Genomic DNA, 16,411 nt, shown 5'->3' on the forward strand with positions numbered 1-16,411 from the left:
CCCTGTAAAACTGCGGCCCATAGGCCGTATGTGACCCGGATGTCACGGAATGACATCTCATTCCGTTTGTGAACACCGTATCATCGGGGTCGTGACGAAGCCATCCTCGAGAATCGAACGGCGCAAGGCCGAACTCCGCCAGGAGATCATCGATACCGCGTTCGCCTGCTTCGCCGATAAGGGCTATCACGCCACCGGCATCGCCGATATCGCCGCCGAACTGGGCATCGGGCATGGGACGTTCTACCGGTACTTCGCGAATAAGCGCGACATCATCGATCACGTCATCGACGATCTGGCGGCCCGCATCATCGAGGCGCTGGGCACCGATAACGCACCCGACGCGGCCGAGAGCCTGGAGGAGTACCGGGCGCAGCTCGAACGCATCGGCAGCGCGCTCAACGATATTTTCCTGGCCGATGCCCGGGTGGCGCAGCTGCTGCTGTTCCAGGCCACCGGTATCGATACCGAATTGACCATGCGGTTGTACGGACTGCTCGATACGGCCGACGCGCTGACCACGGCGTATCTGGAACACGGTGTGGAACAGGGGTATTTGCGCGCGGATCTGGACACCGTCAATACCTCGCGCGCGGTGACCGGCATGCTGCTGGCCGCGATCCTGCACGGGCTACGGCAGCCGCAACCCTCCGCGGCGACCACCGCCGATCTCACCCAGGCGATTCGGCGGTTGATCATCGACGGTGTGCGCAAGGACTGAGGCCGGGTGGCCCGGACCCGAGGTTCCGACAAAGCGGATCCGCAAGGGGCGGCGACGATTCGGACATGAGCACCTTGGCACAATGACCGCGTGACCCCCGAGGACGTTCGCCGCAGACACTTCGGCACAGCACCGTTCGGGCACCACGGCTATCACCCCGGCCAGGTGGACGCCTTCTGCGGGCGCATCGCCGACACCATGTCGGGCCATGATCATCTCAGCGCCGCCGATATCCGGCTGGTGGAATTCGACGGGCCGCCGTTCGGGCATCGCGGGTACGACATCGAGCAGGTGGACGAGTTCCTGGATCAGATCTGCCTGGAACTCGAGTATCTGCGGCGCGGGCATCCGCTCATCGCGGTGCGGCAGCAGGAGGATCCGCTCACCCACGACGATGTGCTGCGGATGCGGTTCTCCGCTCCGCCGTTCGGGCTATCGGGTTATGCCGCCGAGGAGGTCGGGGCATTCCTGGATCGGCTCGCGGCGACCCTGGCACATGACGGTCCCAACGGACTGACCGCGGAAGATGTGCGCCACACCAGATTTCACACCGCCTCCCCCGGTACCGCCGCCTATCACCGGGAGGAGGTCGACGCCTTCCTCGACCTCGTCTCGCAGCAATTGTCCAAGGCCACCAGCTGATTCAGTTCCGCGCGCGGGCGTAGTCCGGAAAGCGTTCGCGCAGTGCGAGATCGAACGCGGTGGCGCGGGCGTGCGAATCGAACGCGCCGAACGGGTCACGCAGGCGGCGGAACGGGCGTAGATACCAGCCCATCAGATCCGCGGCCTGTACCGGCTGATCATGGAGCAGACACCAGACGACCGCACCGCGCAGCCGGGCGGCGTTGAAGCGCATTCCCTTGTCGCGCAGGCGAGCCGAGTCCACGAACGCCTGTGCGTCGGGCCACTGCGCCAGCCAGGGCGCGACCGGACCGCGCACATAACCCATGAACCATTCCACCGCTTTGTCGAAATCGGCGCCGCGCCCGAGCAGGAAGCCGTGCCCCGGATCCCAGCCCCGATCGCTCCCGGCGAAGCCGAGGTCGTCGATCTCCCCGAATCGGCGATCATCGCCTTCTTCCCGGTCCAGCCACGCGGTCTCGGGTAGCTCGGCCACCAATCGGCCCACCTCGGCATCGAAAAGCACCGCGTAGCCGTCGATTTCGACATCGCCGAAGCGGCTGCGCCGAATATGGGCCGCCACCGCCGCGGTGATTCCCGGCACCGCGGTATCCCTGGTGAACCAGCAGCGCCACTCGTCGAGGGGATCGACGGCGGTGAAACCGGCCGCGGTCAGGGCGGCGGTCAGCCGGTCGGTGACCCCGCCGAGCAGTTCCGCGGTGACGGGTGATTCGAGTGTTTCGAAGGGCTCCACGGTGTCATCGGGCGCTGCCGTCGCGGAGTCCGCGGCCGCCGTCGCACCGGTGGTGAGGGGCGAATCGTAGCTGTAGCCCACCAGCTCCTCGGCCAGGAACATGGGCAGATCGAAGGGGCTCGCCGCGGCCGCCGCGCACCGGCGGCGGGCCGAATCGTATTGCGGTGGCAGCTCACCGCTCACCCGGAGCTCACCGTCATCGATATACGGATCGAAGGCCACCAGCCACCGCTGCGCCCCATCGACCCACCCCTCGATGGACGCGCACCCCGCCAGCTCCTCGACCTCGAGCGAAATCACCTCGCACCCCACCGAGAGCCGAGGCAGATCCGCGATCTCCTCGATCTCCTCATAACCTCCCTCGGCCACCACGAGATACCACCCACCCCGCCCCATCGCCCCCGAATACGGCGGCGCCGCAACAGCACTCCGCTCCCCCGTCCGCCGCAACCCCAGCGCCCCGCACACCTCATCCGACGTCCTGCCGCGCACCGCGACCCAGCCGACCGACTCTCCCATAACATTCCCTCCCCGATAACACTGTCCCTGACAACGTATCGAGGAAGCCCGACATGCGCCCGCGCTCAGTAGTTCGCACGAATCGACACCCCGCTCGATCGTGCCGCTCACATGAGCGGATCCACCCGGCCGCGCAGCAGACAGAATTCGTTGCCCTCGGGATCGGTCAGCACATGCCAGGAGACATCGGGTCCCTGGCCGATATCGGCGAGCTTCGCACCGGCGGCGAGGATGCGTTCGAGTTCCTCGGCCTGGTCGCGGTCGGTGGGGCTCACGTCCAGGTGCAGCGGGAGTTTGCCGCGCCGGGGGTCGGTGGTGGGGCTGAAGAGCAGGGTGGGGTGGGGGCCGCCGAATTCGGCGCCGGGCGGGCCGATTTCCAGGGTGCCTTCGTCCCAGCCGAGTTCGGTGTAACCGAGGACTTCGCACCAGAAGTCGGCCAGGCGCTGGGGGTCGGTGCAGTCGATGACCAGTTCGGTGATTCTGCAAGCCATGGTGGGGACGCTAGCGCAGAGGATTAGGCGCAGTAGGGTGAATTGTCCGTCTGTGCGGGCGGGTGGGTGGCTGGACGAGAGAGTTGAGTGCGTATGAGTGACGAGTCGCGAATCCTCGTTCCGGGTGAAACCTGCTGGCAGATAGCGCAGGCCGAACGGCTGGCGTGCATTGTCGATGCGGCGGACTACTTTCGCCATGCCAAGTCGGCGATGTTGCAGGCGCGCAAGCGAATCGTGCTGATCGGCTGGGATTTCGACACCCGGATCAAGTTCGAACCGCAGGGCGCGACCCTCGAAGGGCCGAATCGGCTGGGCGAGTTCCTGTCCTGGCTGCCCCGCGAGCGGCCCGATCTCGATATCTACCTGCTGAAATGGAATATCGGCGCGTTCGCGGCGATCACCCGCGGGATGACACCGGTCTTCGTACTGAACTGGCTGACCGATAAGCGATTGCACTTCGAGATCGACGGCGCGCATCCGATCGGTTCGGCACACCATCAGAAGATCGTGGTGATCGATGACGCGCTCGCGTTCTGCGGCGGCATCGATATGACCGTCGACCGCTGGGATACCGGCGATCATCGCGATGACAACCACTACCGCACCGAACCCAGCGGCAACCGCTACGGACCGTGGCATGACGCGACCACCGCGGTCGACGGTGACGCGGCGGCGGCGATCGGCGAATTGGCCAGGGCCCGTTGGAAGTCCGCGACGGGACAGGAATTGGAGCCGGTCGGCGCACTGGACGGGGACGCCCCCTGGCCGGAAGGTTTGAACCCGACCATGCAATCGGTGGATGTGGGTATCGCCCGCACGCTCCCCGAACTGGCGGACCGCACCGAAGTCCGCGAGATCGAGGCGCTGTACCTGGCGGCCATCGCGGGCGCGACCCGTTCGCTCTACATCGAGAGCCAGTACCTGGCCTCACGCACCCTCGCCGAGGCCATCGCCGCCCGACTGCGCGAACCGGACGGCCCGGAGATCGTGCTGGTCATCCCGCGCAATGCCGACGGCTGGCTGGAACAGCTGGCGATGGACGGCGCTCGCCGCCGCCTGCTGCATCTGCTCTGGCAGGCCGATACCGGCAACCGCCTGGGCGTCTACTATCCGGTCACCGCGGGCGACGCCCCGATCTACGTGCACGCCAAGGTCCTGGTCATGGACGATCGCCTGCTGCGCGTCGGCTCGTCGAACCTCAATAACCGTTCGATGGGTTTCGACACCGAATGCGATCTGGCCGTCGAGGTCACCCCCGAGACGGCCGATGCCGAACAGCTGCGCGACACCATCCTCGGCATGCGCCGCAGACTGCTCTGCGAACACCTCGACACCGATACCGCGACCTTCGACGCGACCCTCGCCGAAACGTCCTCACTGCTGCGCACCGTGGAAACGCTGCGCGGCACCGGCCGCACCCTGAAGCGATTCGAACCCGAAACCGTCGAACACGAGGACAGCCCGCTCGCGGAGAACGAGCTGATGGACCCCGAACGCACCCCGCCGAGCCTGTGGGACCGCATCCTGCCGAACCGGGATCTGCGCCGCGCGTGGGGACTGCGGGCCGGTCAATCCGCACGGTGACCGAAGACCGGCGCTGCCATCGAACGCGGTTGTGCGCCAACCGCGTTCGCAGAGTCAGCCCTGGGTTTTCAGGCCCTTCGCGGTGTCGATGAATTCATTGGTGACCAGATCCGAGGCTTTGAGACCGTCGGGGACCGGCTGACTGCGGGCCTTCAGGATGGGCGCGATCTGGGCGATGGCGCGGTCGACGCGGGCGGTGTCGAAATTGCCCAGGGTGTTATCGGGTCCATTGCCGATGATCTTCTCGGCGAGTTGGACTTTCACCGAATCGGTATTGCCCGCGGCGCTGATGGGCGGGCCGTCGGGGATGGTCTGCGAGATACGCAGCAGGGCCTGATTGGTGGGTTCGGGGTTGGTGGCGTAGTCGATTTGGGCCTGCTGCAGCATGGGGACGAGCTTTTGCAGGCACGGGCGAAGTTTGTCGAGTTCCCCGGTGCGCACGGACCAGGCGTGCGGATAGGCCTCATAACCGGATTTGGCGATCAACAGACTGGCGGTGGGCTTCTGCCAGCCCTTCACATCATGTTCCCAGCGGTAGGGCTCATTGGATACGTAGCCCTGCTGCATGACCCGCCCCTTCTCGGCCACGAAGCGGCTGGGGGTGCCGTCGTAGGAGGCGTCGAGCTGCTCCTTCTTCACGTAGCCGTTGGCGACGAGGAAATCCATGTACGGCTTACCCTCGGAATACAGGATCGGCGCACCGCTGGCCGCCACATCGGGCCAGGATTTGATCTGCGGATAGGTGGCCGGATCCCACATGATGATCTGCGGGTTGATATCGAGGGAGGCGAAGACGCCGGTCAGCGGCGTCTTGGCGGCGGCGCGGACCTGTTCGTCGGTGGGCACCATGCCCAGGGTGATGCTGGTGTCCTGATACATCTGCGCCGGCACCGGCTGCCCGCCCAGGAATGGACCGCCAAGGCGCACTTCGACATTCACGCCGGTGTCACCGAGCGGTCCGACGTACGCGCCCTTCTTGGCGTCGACGGTGCCGTTCGGGCCGACGAGCTGGTAGGCGGCGGCCCGCTCGGGCGTTGCGTACCAATCCGTTTGGATGACGACGGTGGCCGGACAGATTCCGGCGAGCACGCCCTGACCGGTCGGCTTGGGCGACGAGGCGCCACCGCCGCAGGCCGTGAGCACGAGACCGAGACTGCCCGCGAGGGCGGCGGCGGCGAGGAGACGTTTCTTCACGAGCATTCCTTGGTTGGGTACTACGGGGTGGAAACTTGTGTGGCGCGGCCGGTTTCGTCAGCGGCGCTTACCGTGCGCGCGGTCGACGCGGGCGGCGAGGAAGTCGAAGATCCAGAACAGGATCAGGCCGACGAGTGAGGACAGCAGCAGGGCGGTGAGCAGCTCTTCGGTGGCCAGGCGCTGCCGGTAGACATCGATCATGCGGCCGATGCCCGGATCGCCCTGGCGGAAGAAGAAGTCCGCGACGATGGATCCGATGATGGCCATTCCGGCGGAGATCTTGAAACCGGTGATCATGGCCGGAAATGCCGCGGGCAGTTGCAGTTTCAGCAATCGCTGCCGGCGGGACGCGCCGTGCAGGGTGAACAGGTCATGCTCGGCGGCATTCACCGACTTCAGGCCGAACAGCGTATTGGTGATGACCGGGAACAGCGACACCATGACGCAGACGATGACGCGGCTGCCGAACTCGTAGCCGAACCAGAAGCCGAACAGCGGCACCACCGCGAGCACCGGAATGGTTTGCAGCACAACGGCGTACGGGTAGAGGGAATACTCCGCCCAGCGCGCCTGGCTCATGATCACCGCGAAGGCGACGCCGAGCGCGATGGCGATGGCCAATCCGGTGAGCGCGATCTGCACCGTCGAGCCGAGTGCGGTGAAAATCTCGGTGCGGGCGGTCGTGTCGAGCAGTCCCTTGGCGAGCACCGATTCCGGTGGGGGCAGCAGGAACCGGGAATCCTCGGCGATCACGTAGTGGCTCACCACCGACCAGGCCGCCATGACGATGACGAACACCGTCACCGGGGCGAATACCCGAATCGGCGCGATGGCGAAGGGCCACAGCGTTTTTCCACGTGCCGGTGACGGTGATTCCGGGGTGGCGGTCCCCCGGTCGGTCGTCGCGGTGACAGGCGCGGTTCCGGCCGGAGCAGCCGGTACCCGGGCAGCCGAACCACGATCGTCCGGGGTCGGCTCCCCCGCCATGGCCGCGGCGACCATTGTCGCGGCGGCGGCCGATCGAGCGGTTGCGGCGGTCATGCGGCCCTCCCGGTGGTTTCGGTGCTCTCGGCCGCGTGCAGGGCGGCCGAGACGGTGGCGGCGATCTCGGCGAACTCCGGGGTGTAGCGGAGTTCGGGGGTGCGCGGAAAGTCCAGGGGCACCGCGATATCGGCGGCGACCCGGCCGGGCCGCCCGGTGAGCACGATGACGCGGGTGGACATGAATACCGCCTCGGCCACCGAATGGGTGACGAAGACGCCGGTGAATCCGGAGCGCCGGTAGAGCCCGCTCACCTCCTCGTTGAGGCGCTGGCGGGTGATCTCGTCGAGTGCGCCGAAGGGCTCGTCGAACAGGAACAGCTCCGGCGCGCGAGTGAGGGCGCGGGCGATCGAGGTGCGCATGCGCATACCGCCGGAAAGCTGTGCGGGCTTGTGGTTTTCGAAGCCGGACAGGCCCACCCGTTCGATGGCCGCGCGGGCGGCGGCACGGCGGGCGGCCTTGTCGACGCCCGCCAGTTCGGCGGGGAGTTCCACATTGCGCAGCACGGACCGCCACGGCAGCAGGGTGGCTTCCTGGAAGACGTAGCCCAGTTGGGTGCCGGCCACCCGCACACCACCGGCGGTGGGTTTGTCGAAACCGGCGGCCAGTCGCAGCAGCGTGGATTTACCGCAGCCCGAGGGACCGACGAGGGAGACGAATTCGCCTGTGCGAATGGCGATATCGATGCCATCGAGCGCGTGGGTGCCGTTCTCGAAGACCAAACTCGCGTTATCGAAAGCCAGTGCCGGGACGCTGGAGGCCGGGCCGGTGTATACATTGCCGTCGCTGTCGGCGGTGGTATCCCCGGTCCGGCCTCGGTCCGTTATGGCTTGTGAAGCGGTGGTGCTCATGCTTCACAGTTCTATCGGGGCCGCATTGCCGTTCGCGGTCAACATGATTACGCCCCTGTTTCGTATACGATTAGTCGGCTACGAGCGCGCCGGAACGCGCCACCACTCGACCGCGCTTGAGCACCAGTTCCCGCGTCGGCACCGAAACCACCGCGTGCGCAGGGGTTTCCGCGGTCACCGTGAACAGATCGGCGGCGGAACCCACACCGAGCCCGTAGTTGTCGATCCCGAGAACCCTTGCCCCGCCGTAGGTTCCGGCCGCCAGCGCCAATTCGATCTCGGCGTCGGCGACCAGGCGGCCGCGGAAGGCCACGGTCATGATGCGGCGCAGCATGTCACCGTCGCCGTACGGGGTCCACAGATCGCGAATACCGTCATTGCCCAGCGCCAGGCCCGCGCCGGTCTCGTGCATGAGCCGCACCGGCACCACCGGGGCATCGCCGACCGCGCAGGTGACCATCGAAACCCCGGCGTCCGCAAGGCCTTCCGCGATGCGGCGCTGTTCCTCGGGCGCGAGTTCACCCATGGCGTAGGCGTGGCTGATGGTGACGCGGCCGGACAGTCCGGTGGCGCGGGTGCGTTCGATGATCAGGTCGTATTGCCAGGCCCCGAGCGCACCGCGATCGTGCAGGTGGATATCGATGCGCGCGCCGTACTTCTCGGCCAGGCCGAACAGCAGATCGAGCTGTCCGGTGGGGTTGCCGTCATAGCCCGCCGGATCCAGTCCGCCGATCACCTCGACACCGTCGGCGAGGGCGGCCTCCAGTAGTTCGGCGGTACCGGGGCGATTCATCAGGCCGCCCTGCGGGAAGGCGACCAGTTGTACGTCGACGCGATCCGAATACCGTTCGGCCGCGGCGCGTACCGCTTCCACCCCGCCCAGCCCGACCTCGGGATCGATATCGATATGGCTGCGCACGTGCGCGGTGCCGTGCGAGATCATGGCGGCCAATAGATTCGCGGAATACTCGGCACTGGGCAGACCCAGCTCCCGCCGTCGCCCTTCACCGTTCGCGATGCGGCCCGACAGGGTGCGGCCGCCGCTATTGGGGATCCAGGGTCCGCCGTACATGGTCTTGTCGAGATGGCAGTGCGAATCCACCAGGCCCGGCAGTACCAGCGCGCCCGCCAAATCGATGGTCTCGGTGGCGGTTTCGGTGAGATCCGGCCCGATCGCGGTGATGCGACCGCCGCTGATCAGGATGTCGGCGGTGGTGAGGGGCGCGCCCGGGGTCCAGGGGCGGCCGCCGCGGAGCAGCAGGTCGTTCATCGTTTACACCTCTTCGATACGTGGGGACGGAAATCAGGTGAGCAGCATGGCGGTGCCCGCGCCGACACCGAAGACGATCACGACCGCGCGGAAAGCACCGGGCCGCAATCGATCCGCGAGTTTCGCGCCCGCGACGCCGCCGAGCAGACAGGCGGGGGCCAGCACCAGCACCGAGAGCCACTGCACCGGGCCGAACAACGCGACCGCGATCATCGCGGTCGTCGACACGGTCAGGGTGAGCAGGCTTTTGAGGCCGTTGAGCGCGGTGATCGAGGCATCGATGCCGAGCGCCAGCGCGGTGAGCAGCACAATGCCCATACCGCCGTTGAAGTACGCGCCGTACACACCGCCCAGGAAGACCCCGGCGAACAGCAGCGGCCGCGAATCGCCGTCACCGCGCCGGGTCGCGAGCTTCCTGGACAGCAGCGGCTGCGCCGCGAACAGCGCCGTCGCCGCCAGAATCAGATACGGCACCACCGCGGCGAACACCTTGGGCGGTGCGGCGAGCAGTACGACGACACCGAGCGCCGCGCCCAGCGCGCCGGTGAGCACCAGCCCCGGCACCAGCGACCGATGCTCGTCGAGCCGCTTGCGCAGGGCGGCCGCACCGCCCAGATACCCCGGCCACACCGCGACCGAATTGGTGACGGTCGCCGCCACCGGGGGCAATCCGGTTGCCAACAGGGCCGGGAAGGACAACAGACTGCCGCCACCGGCGACGGCATTGCAGACGCCCGCACCGAAACCGGCGACGAGCAGTAGAACGAGATGCGCGGGATCCATGAAACCCTTCCGAAATGGGATGCAGCGCATCGTATACAAAGCTCGCGGCACCGGCGAACCGAAAAAGCCGGTGCGACAGCGGGAGCCGAACGGGCTGACGAGTTCACGCCGTGGATTTGCGGCGCTCATCCGGCACCGTCAGGATGGATCGTATGCAAACCCCCGTTCCCCGTCCGTCCGCCGGGCGGCCGCGGTGATCCTCGCGAGCCCGCGGTGAGCAACGCCGTGCGGCGCATGACGCCGCAGCAACTGTGCCGTGCCATTCGCGATGACATCATTCGCGGGGTGTTCAGCCCCGGACAGCGGCTGACCGAGGAATCGCTCGCCGAAAGCTACGGCGTCTCACGGGTTCCCGTGCGCGAGGCGCTGCGCACCCTGGAGGCCGAGGGTTTCGCCTCGTCACGGCCGTATGCCGGGGTGTTCGTCGCCGAATTGACCGAGGACGAGGCGGCGGATCTGCTGGAGATCCGGGCGCGGCTGGAACCGCTGTGCGCCTCGCGCGCGGCGGTGCGGCGTACCCCCGAACAGCTCGGGCGGCTCAAGGAATTGACCGCGCTCGGGCAGGACGCCGTGCGCGCGGGGCGGCTCGATGAGCTCACCCGGCTCAACAGCCGCTTTCACGAGGTACTGGCCGAGGCTTCCGGCAGCACGCTGCTGGAACAGCTGATCACGCAGTTGAGCTGGAAGATCGCCTGGGTGTACGCGGTCGAACTGCCGCGGCGCGCCAGTGACTCCTGGCAGGAGCACGAAGAGATCTGCGCCGCACTGGAAGCCGGGGATCCCGAGCGCGCCGCGCGCGTGGTCGCGGACCATATCGCGCACGCCACCTACGCCTATCGGCTGCGCCAGCGCGACTGACCGGCAATGGAATCGACTGGCCGCCAACGCAGTCCGTAACCTCGGCGCAGCATTGCGCGTCCGAGATCGAAACATGTCGGTCGTATACAACCGAGGACAGTTCTTCACATCGCTGTGCTCGCGGAGGTATCCATGGCCGATCTGGTGTTGCGCAATGCCCGCATCGACGATGCCGTCGAACCGGTGGATATCGCCATCGAGGACGGGCTGATCAGCGCCATCGGGGCCGGGTTGCCCGATATCGCTGTCGATGACATCGATTGCGCCGCACGGGTGGTCATACCCGGGCTGATCGAATCGCATGTGCACCTGGACAAAGCCCTGCTGGACGCCGAACGCCCCAACCCCGACGGCACCCTGGCCGGGGCCATCGCGGTGACCGCAGAGCTCAAGCGCGAGTTCACCGTGGCATCGATCACCGCCCGTGCCCGCCGGGTGCTCGATATGGCAATCACGAACGGCACCACGATGATCCGCGCTCATCCGGATGTGGATCCGATCGTCGAGCTGCGCGGCATCGACGCGCTACTGGCCCTGCGCGAGGAGTACCGCGACCGCATCGGCCTGCAAATCGTCGCGTTCCCACAGGAAGGCATCCTTCAGGCTCCGGGCACCCTGGACCTGCTGCGCGAAAGTCTGCGCCGCGGTGCGGATGTGCTGGGCGGCTGCGCCTACAACGAGGCCACCGTCGCCGATTGCCGCCGCCATATCGACCTCATCTTCGACCTGGCCGCCGAATACGCCGTCCCCCTGGACATTCACGCCGACTTCGCCGACGACGCCACCGACCCACGCTTCGCCATGGCCGACTACATCGCCGAGGTCACCGAGCGCACCGGCATGTCCGGCCGAGTCACCCTGGGCCACATGACCTCCCTGGCGGGCCAGGACCCCGCCCGCAGACACGACACCCTTACCCGTCTCGCGGCAGCGGGCATAGCGGTGGTCCCCCTCCCCGCCACCGATATGCACCTCGGCGGCCGCGCCGACACCGTCAACCCCCGCCGCGGCATTGCCCCCATCCGCGAACTCTGGGCCGCGGGCGTGGAAACCGCCTACTCCTCCAACAACATCCGCAACGCCTTCACCCCCTACGGCAACGCCGACCTGCTCGACATAGGCCTCTTCCTCGCCCAAACCTCCCACCTCTCCGGCCCCGCCGACCTCACCCGAGTCCTATCCATGGCCACCACCCAGGCCGCCCGCATAATCGGCATCTCCGACACCTACGGCCTGCACCCCGGCGCCCGAGCCGACCTGGTAGTCCTGTCCACCGACCGCGTATCCCACGCCCTCCTGGACCGCCCCGACCGCTGCTACGTCATCAAGGCGGGCCGAATAGTCGCCCGCACCACCAGAATCAACGAACTCCTCCCACAGCGGTAGCTCGGAGCCGCCACCGGACCGGAACGGACTGCGACGGCTCAGCCGAGCCGGTCGGCGACGTCCCGGGCCGCTCGAATGAGCGAATGATCGGTACCGGCAGCGCCGATCAGGCAGAGACCCATTGGGAGGCCGTCGGTTCCGGCGAGCGGGAGGGTGACGGCGGGCAGGCCCGCGAGCGAGGCCAGACAGGTCAGGTGCAGGGTGCGGGTGCGTCCCGCCTCCAGCTCCGCCGGATCCGCGGTCCGGAGCGGTGGGTACGTTGCGGTGCTGGGGAGCAACAGGATTCGACCGGCGAACACGGGTGGCAACTCAGACGCGGCTGAATCGAGTAGTCGCCGGGACTGGTCGGCGGCCGCCGGCGTGATGGTCGCGGCGAAGGCGAAGCGTTGCGCCACTTCGGGTGTCAGCGCTCCGGGGTGGGTGGTGATCCATGGACCGTGATTGCGCCAGGCCTCATACGCCTGAACGGTGCGGAAGGCCGTGAACCAGGATTCGAGATCCGCGCCCAGGGTCACCGGCGCTGCGCCCAAGGCGTCGGCGGCAGCATGCACCGCGGCAGCCAGCGGCGCGTCCGCGACCTCGCAGAGCCCGGTGTCGACCACCAACCGAGCAGGATCGGCGCTCACCACGTCGATGGTGGAATCGGGTGCGACGCCGAAGGCTGCGGAGTCGGGCGGTAGGAGGCAATTCGCGACGGCGGCGAGGGTTTGGGGGTCGCGGGCCATCCAGCCGACGGTGTCGAAGGATTGGGCGAGTGGGAGTAGGCCGTGGGTGGATATGCGGCCGTGGGTGGTTCGGATGCCCCACAGGCCCTGGTAGGCGGCGGGGACGCGAATGGAGCCCGCCGTATCGGTGCCGAGGCCGATGGTGGCTTCGCCGCGGGCGACCGCGACAGCCGAACCGCTCGAGGAGCCGCCGGGGATGCGCTGTGGGGCAGCGGGATTCACCGGCATTCCGTAGGTCCCGTTGGAACCGGTGATGCTGTAGGCGAATTCGTCGGTGTGCGCGATTCCGGCAATGTCGGCACCGGCTGCCAATAAGGCCGCCACAGCGGCGGCATGCTGGGGTTCCGGGTCGCCGAGGTGGTCGCGCACACCCGCGCCGATGGCGAATCCCGCTACGGCGTAGAGATCTTTGACCGCGACGGTGTGGCCGGAGAGCGCGCCGGATCCGGGCGCGACGATCAGCGGCGCGCCTTTCACGCGCCACACGGTGTCGCTGCTCCCCGGTGCTGCCGCAGCACTGCCGGGCACCACGTGTGCGCCTGCTTCAGCCGTGGTCTCGGCCACTACGCGCGCTCCAGGATGCGGCGGGCGAGGGCGGTGGTGGCGTGGTGGGTGAAGTCGGCTACGCGGATTTCGCCGTGTACGCCGCGGACCTGGTCGACGGCCTGAGAGATGTTGAAATCTGTTGCGGCGCTGAGGTAGAGGTAGGCCTGCTGGGGGTCGGCGTCGAAGAGGGCCACCACCATTTCGATGGCGTTGCGGACACAGCCCTCCAGTGCCCGGTTCAGATCCGGATCGAGGCCGGTGGGGATGATGAAGCCGTGGGCGGCGGCGAAGGGGCCGATGGGGCGGCCCAGACCGGCTTTGACCTCGGCGGCGGGAACGAGATCCACGGTGAGGCGGGCGCGCAGGGGCGCTTCGAGGGCGGTGAGGGCGACTTCACCGTTGCCCTGCGCGAAGTGCGGATCGCCGATGTAGAACAGGGCGTCCGGAACCTGTACGGGGAGGAAGAGTGTCGCGCCGGGGGTGAGGCGGCGGATATCGATATTGCCGCCGTGCAGGCCGGGCGGCACCGAGGACAGGTGCGAATCGGTATCGGTGGCGACGCCGATCAGGCCGAGGAACGGGGCGAGCGGGAATTCGGCGGTGTGCGGGTGAGCGGGGTGAATCGGCATGGTGCCGAACCACTTTCCGTCGCGGGAGTCCACGCTGCAGAACTGGCCGTAGTCACCGTCGAAGCCGAGCTTATGCGCCAGCACGCCGCGATTGTGCCGGGTGGACACCACGCCGTATGGCGCGCGCATGGTGAGATCGTCGATGCGGATGGCCAGCAGATCGCCTGGGCGCGCACCGGTTACGGCGATCGGTCCGGTCACGATATGCGGCCCGGCCAGCGAATCCCGCTTGCGCGAGGCCGCGATGTCGACGGTGTCCCCGAGGATATGATCCGCGTCCACCCCGTGCCTGCCGAAGTAGGCGAGCGGATCCGAGCCCTGGTCCTCGAGAATGCCTTCGTGGCTGACGGTGTCGATGAGCACCGTCTGCCCGGGATCGATGGTGGCGATCGGAGTGTCGCCCGCGCACGGGATCCGCCCCCACCGCACCTTCGACGGTTCGGCCGGAATATAGGGCGTCGTATCGCCGATTCCCTCGCCCTGTTGCAGCACCGGAAACGCGGGGACGAACCCCTGCACAATCGACGTCACGCGCACTACCTTCCCTACCCGACCGCAATTGGTCGGACCATCCGATCTGCCGACCATAGGACAGCCGACCGGGCGGAAACAGGGTTCACAACCTAACGTAACGAGCGCTTTACGCGCGCGAAATAGCCTGCATACGAAGGGATTTAGAGTTGAGCCGATGACGGCTTCGATACCACCGCTGAGCCGCCGCGCCCGCAGTGTGAGCGCGGAGGTGGCGGCGCACCTGGAGGGCCTGATCATCAGCGGCGAACTGCGCGCCGGGGATCGGCTGCCACCCGAACGCGAACTCGCCGCGAATATGAGCGTCTCGCGATCGTCATTGCGACAGGCCATGTTCGAGCTGGAATCCAAGAAGCTCATCGAGCGCAGGCAGGGCCGGGGCAGCACCGTCGCCGACATACCCTATGCGGCAGCGGAATTGGCGGGCAGCCTGGCCGAGACCGAAATCGAACTCGGGCACGCGAGCGAACTGCGCGATCTGGTGGAACCGCGCATCGCGCATCTGGCGGCGTTGCGCGCGGTCGAATCCAACCTGCTCTCACTGGAGAACGTGCTCGAGCGGAGCCATGACGCGCTCACCGCCGACGAATCCCTGCGCCTGGACATAGAATTCCACGCCCTGCTCGCCCACGCCGCGCAGAACCCGCTCCTGGTCACCCTGTGCACCATGACCACCGAATGGACCCGCCGCACCCGCACCCTCTCGCACCGCACCAAACGCGGCCGCCGCGTCTCCCTGGACGGTCACCGGCTGATCTACGAGGCGGTCACCCGGCACGACGGCGCGAGCGCGGCCGCGGCCATGGAACAGCACCTGCGCGAAGTCCGCGAACTCAGCCTGCGCACCGGCCGCCGCTGAGAACCGCTGTCACCATGGGGAATTCGGCGGCATGAATGCGGTCGGTCGCGAGATCAGGGTGCGGCCGCAGCTCCGGCGCGGAAGGTGCGGCGGTAGGCGAGCGGGGCGATGCCGATCGCCTCGTGCAGGTGCTGGCGCAGCGAGGTGCCGGTGGCGAAACCGACCTCGGCGGCAATGCGATCGACCGAGAGTTCGGTGGTCTCGAGCAGTTCGCGAGCACGGAAGACGCGCTGCTGGATGAGCCAGCGGCCGGGGCTGATTCCCACCTCATCGCGGAAGCGACGGGCGAACGTGCGGCCGGACATACGGGCGCGTTCAGCCAGATCGGCCATGGTGAGCGGGCTGTGCAGGTTTTCCAGCGCCCACTGCCGGGCATCGGCGGTGCCCGCGGCGGCCGGCGGCGGGACGGGCTGTTCGATGAATTGCGCCTGGCCGCCCTCGCGCCACGGCGGCACGACACATCGGCGCGCCACCATATTGGCGACCTCACTGCCGTGATCGCGGCGAATCAGGTGCAGGCACAGATCGACTCCCGCGCTCGCGCCCGCCGAGGTCAGAATGTCGCCGTCGTCGACATAGAGCACATTCGGGTCGACCCGGATGCGCGGGAAATGCGCACCGAACCGCTCGGCGAAATTCCAATGTGTGGTCGCGGGCCGATCATCCAGCAGTCCCGCGGCGGCCACCACGATGGCACCGGTGCAGATGGAGACCAGGCGCGCGGCCGGGTTGATGCGCGCGAGGGCGTCCGAAATCTGCTGCGGTAAAACATCTTTCAGAATGGCGAGCACATCGCAGGGTGGTATGACCACGGTATCGGCGGTTTCCAGCGCACTCGCGTCCCGCGCGACCGCGATATCGAAATCGGAATCGCTGCGCACCGGCTTGCCATCGACCGAACAGGTGAACACCTCGTAGCGTCCGTCGGCGGTGCCGAACACCCGGTTCGGAATGCCCAGTTCGAACGGGTACACCCCGTCCAGCGCCAATACGACCACGCGATGCGGCCGGATCACCTCGCTCTGCATGGCACGATTCTATCGAATAA

The 16,411-nt window shown here is 67.4% G+C and carries 16 protein-coding genes; 6 read left to right on the forward strand and 10 right to left on the reverse strand.

What is annotated here, in order from left to right; translation table 11 throughout:
- The first annotated feature begins 49 nt into the window (after positions 1-49).
- The gene (locus ACFVUS_RS08690; protein ID WP_387762727.1) at positions 50-721 is read left to right on the forward strand and encodes a TetR/AcrR family transcriptional regulator; all 672 of its coding nucleotides are present in this window, start codon (positions 50-52) and stop codon (positions 719-721) included.
- Positions 722-811: 90 nt separating this feature from the next.
- Complete coding sequence (locus ACFVUS_RS08695) at positions 812-1,363, forward strand: DivIVA domain-containing protein (RefSeq protein WP_387762729.1); 552 nt, start codon at positions 812-814, stop codon at positions 1,361-1,363.
- Between the two features lies 1 nt (position 1,364).
- Here ACFVUS_RS08695 and ACFVUS_RS08700 read toward each other — a convergent pair whose 3' ends face one another.
- Both ACFVUS_RS08700 and ACFVUS_RS08705 read right to left on the reverse strand, forming a co-directional pair.
- Positions 1,365-2,615 carry a hypothetical protein gene (locus ACFVUS_RS08700; protein ID WP_387762732.1) on the reverse strand — a complete coding sequence of 417 codons (1,251 nt, stop codon included), beginning with the start codon at positions 2,613-2,615 and terminating at the stop codon, positions 1,365-1,367.
- 107 nt (positions 2,616-2,722) lie between these two features.
- Positions 2,723-3,106, reverse strand: coding sequence for a VOC family protein (locus tag ACFVUS_RS08705; RefSeq protein WP_387762734.1), 384 nt, complete (start codon positions 3,104-3,106; stop codon positions 2,723-2,725).
- A 93-nt stretch (positions 3,107-3,199) separates the two neighbouring features.
- Between ACFVUS_RS08705 and ACFVUS_RS08710 the strand changes: the two genes are divergently transcribed.
- Complete coding sequence (locus tag ACFVUS_RS08710) at positions 3,200-4,690, forward strand: phospholipase D-like domain-containing protein (RefSeq protein ID WP_387762737.1); 1,491 nt, start codon at positions 3,200-3,202, stop codon at positions 4,688-4,690.
- A 54-nt stretch (positions 4,691-4,744) separates the two neighbouring features.
- On the opposite strand, the gene ACFVUS_RS08715 is transcribed toward ACFVUS_RS08710, so the two are convergent.
- The 5 genes from ACFVUS_RS08715 to ACFVUS_RS08735 form a co-directional block, all read right to left on the reverse strand.
- Positions 4,745-5,884: an ABC transporter substrate-binding protein gene (locus tag ACFVUS_RS08715; RefSeq protein ID WP_387762739.1), complete on the reverse strand. Its 1,140-nt coding sequence runs from the start codon at positions 5,882-5,884 to the stop codon at positions 4,745-4,747.
- Between the two features lie 57 nt (positions 5,885-5,941).
- Positions 5,942-6,925, reverse strand: coding sequence for an ABC transporter permease (locus ACFVUS_RS08720; protein ID WP_387762741.1), 984 nt, complete (start codon positions 6,923-6,925; stop codon positions 5,942-5,944).
- The gene (locus ACFVUS_RS08725) at positions 6,922-7,776 is read right to left on the reverse strand and encodes an ABC transporter ATP-binding protein (RefSeq protein WP_387762743.1); all 855 of its coding nucleotides are present in this window, start codon (positions 7,774-7,776) and stop codon (positions 6,922-6,924) included. The genes ACFVUS_RS08720 and ACFVUS_RS08725 overlap by 4 nt, the downstream gene beginning before the upstream one ends.
- A gap of 70 nt (positions 7,777-7,846) precedes the next feature.
- Positions 7,847-9,046, reverse strand: coding sequence for an amidohydrolase family protein (locus ACFVUS_RS08730; protein ID WP_387762745.1), 1,200 nt, complete (start codon positions 9,044-9,046; stop codon positions 7,847-7,849).
- A gap of 33 nt (positions 9,047-9,079) precedes the next feature.
- Positions 9,080-9,829: a sulfite exporter TauE/SafE family protein gene (locus tag ACFVUS_RS08735; protein ID WP_387762747.1), complete on the reverse strand. Its 750-nt coding sequence runs from the start codon at positions 9,827-9,829 to the stop codon at positions 9,080-9,082.
- A gap of 213 nt (positions 9,830-10,042) precedes the next feature.
- On the opposite strand from ACFVUS_RS08735, the gene ACFVUS_RS08740 reads away from it, so the two are divergent.
- On the forward strand, positions 10,043-10,687 hold the full coding sequence (locus ACFVUS_RS08740) for a GntR family transcriptional regulator (protein WP_387762749.1): 645 nt from the start codon (positions 10,043-10,045) through the stop codon (positions 10,685-10,687).
- A 132-nt stretch (positions 10,688-10,819) separates the two neighbouring features.
- The gene (locus ACFVUS_RS08745; protein ID WP_387762752.1) at positions 10,820-12,073 is read left to right on the forward strand and encodes an amidohydrolase family protein; all 1,254 of its coding nucleotides are present in this window, start codon (positions 10,820-10,822) and stop codon (positions 12,071-12,073) included.
- Positions 12,074-12,111: 38 nt separating this feature from the next.
- Here the strand turns inward: ACFVUS_RS08745 and ACFVUS_RS08750 are convergent, their stop codons facing one another.
- Both ACFVUS_RS08750 and ACFVUS_RS08755 read right to left on the reverse strand, forming a co-directional pair.
- Complete coding sequence (locus tag ACFVUS_RS08750) at positions 12,112-13,362, reverse strand: amidase family protein (protein ID WP_387762754.1); 1,251 nt, start codon at positions 13,360-13,362, stop codon at positions 12,112-12,114.
- Positions 13,362-14,504, reverse strand: coding sequence for an acetamidase/formamidase family protein (locus tag ACFVUS_RS08755; RefSeq protein ID WP_387762756.1), 1,143 nt, complete (start codon positions 14,502-14,504; stop codon positions 13,362-13,364). The genes ACFVUS_RS08750 and ACFVUS_RS08755 overlap by 1 nt, the downstream gene beginning before the upstream one ends.
- A gap of 157 nt (positions 14,505-14,661) precedes the next feature.
- Here ACFVUS_RS08755 and ACFVUS_RS08760 point away from each other — a divergent pair, with 157 nt between their 5' ends.
- A complete protein-coding gene (locus tag ACFVUS_RS08760) occupies positions 14,662-15,363 on the forward strand; it encodes a FadR/GntR family transcriptional regulator (protein WP_387762758.1) in 702 nt (233 codons plus the stop codon).
- 53 nt (positions 15,364-15,416) lie between these two features.
- Here ACFVUS_RS08760 and ACFVUS_RS08765 read toward each other — a convergent pair whose 3' ends face one another.
- Complete coding sequence (locus ACFVUS_RS08765; RefSeq protein WP_387762760.1) at positions 15,417-16,391, reverse strand: GlxA family transcriptional regulator; 975 nt, start codon at positions 16,389-16,391, stop codon at positions 15,417-15,419.
- Between the last annotated feature and the right edge of the window lie 20 nt (positions 16,392-16,411).

It is taken from the genome of Nocardia sp. NPDC058058 (assembly GCF_042885355.1).
Classification (GTDB): domain Bacteria; phylum Actinomycetota; class Actinomycetes; order Mycobacteriales; family Mycobacteriaceae; genus Nocardia.

Bases quoted from the DNA above. Each gene is read 5' to 3' on its own strand.
- ACFVUS_RS08765 (WP_387762760.1), bottom strand. From the start codon at position 16,391: ATGCAGAGCGAGGTGATCCGGCCGCATCGCGTGGTCGTATTGGCGCTG.
- ACFVUS_RS08730 (WP_387762745.1), bottom strand. From the start codon at position 9,046: ATGAACGACCTGCTGCTCCGCGGCGGCCGCCCCTGGACCCCGGGCGCG.
- ACFVUS_RS08710 (WP_387762737.1), top strand. From the start codon at position 3,200: ATGAGTGACGAGTCGCGAATCCTCGTTCCGGGTGAAACCTGCTGGCAG.
- ACFVUS_RS08720 (WP_387762741.1), bottom strand. From the start codon at position 6,925: ATGACCGCCGCAACCGCTCGATCGGCCGCCGCCGCGACAATGGTCGCC.
- ACFVUS_RS08760 (WP_387762758.1), top strand. From the start codon at position 14,662: ATGACGGCTTCGATACCACCGCTGAGCCGCCGCGCCCGCAGTGTGAGC.
- ACFVUS_RS08700 (WP_387762732.1), bottom strand. From the start codon at position 2,615: ATGGGAGAGTCGGTCGGCTGGGTCGCGGTGCGCGGCAGGACGTCGGAT.
- ACFVUS_RS08690 (WP_387762727.1), top strand. From the start codon at position 50: ATGACATCTCATTCCGTTTGTGAACACCGTATCATCGGGGTCGTGACG.
- ACFVUS_RS08735 (WP_387762747.1), bottom strand. From the start codon at position 9,829: ATGGATCCCGCGCATCTCGTTCTACTGCTCGTCGCCGGTTTCGGTGCG.
- ACFVUS_RS08705 (WP_387762734.1), bottom strand. From the start codon at position 3,106: ATGGCTTGCAGAATCACCGAACTGGTCATCGACTGCACCGACCCCCAG.
- ACFVUS_RS08725 (WP_387762743.1), bottom strand. From the start codon at position 7,776: ATGAGCACCACCGCTTCACAAGCCATAACGGACCGAGGCCGGACCGGG.
- ACFVUS_RS08745 (WP_387762752.1), top strand. From the start codon at position 10,820: ATGGCCGATCTGGTGTTGCGCAATGCCCGCATCGACGATGCCGTCGAA.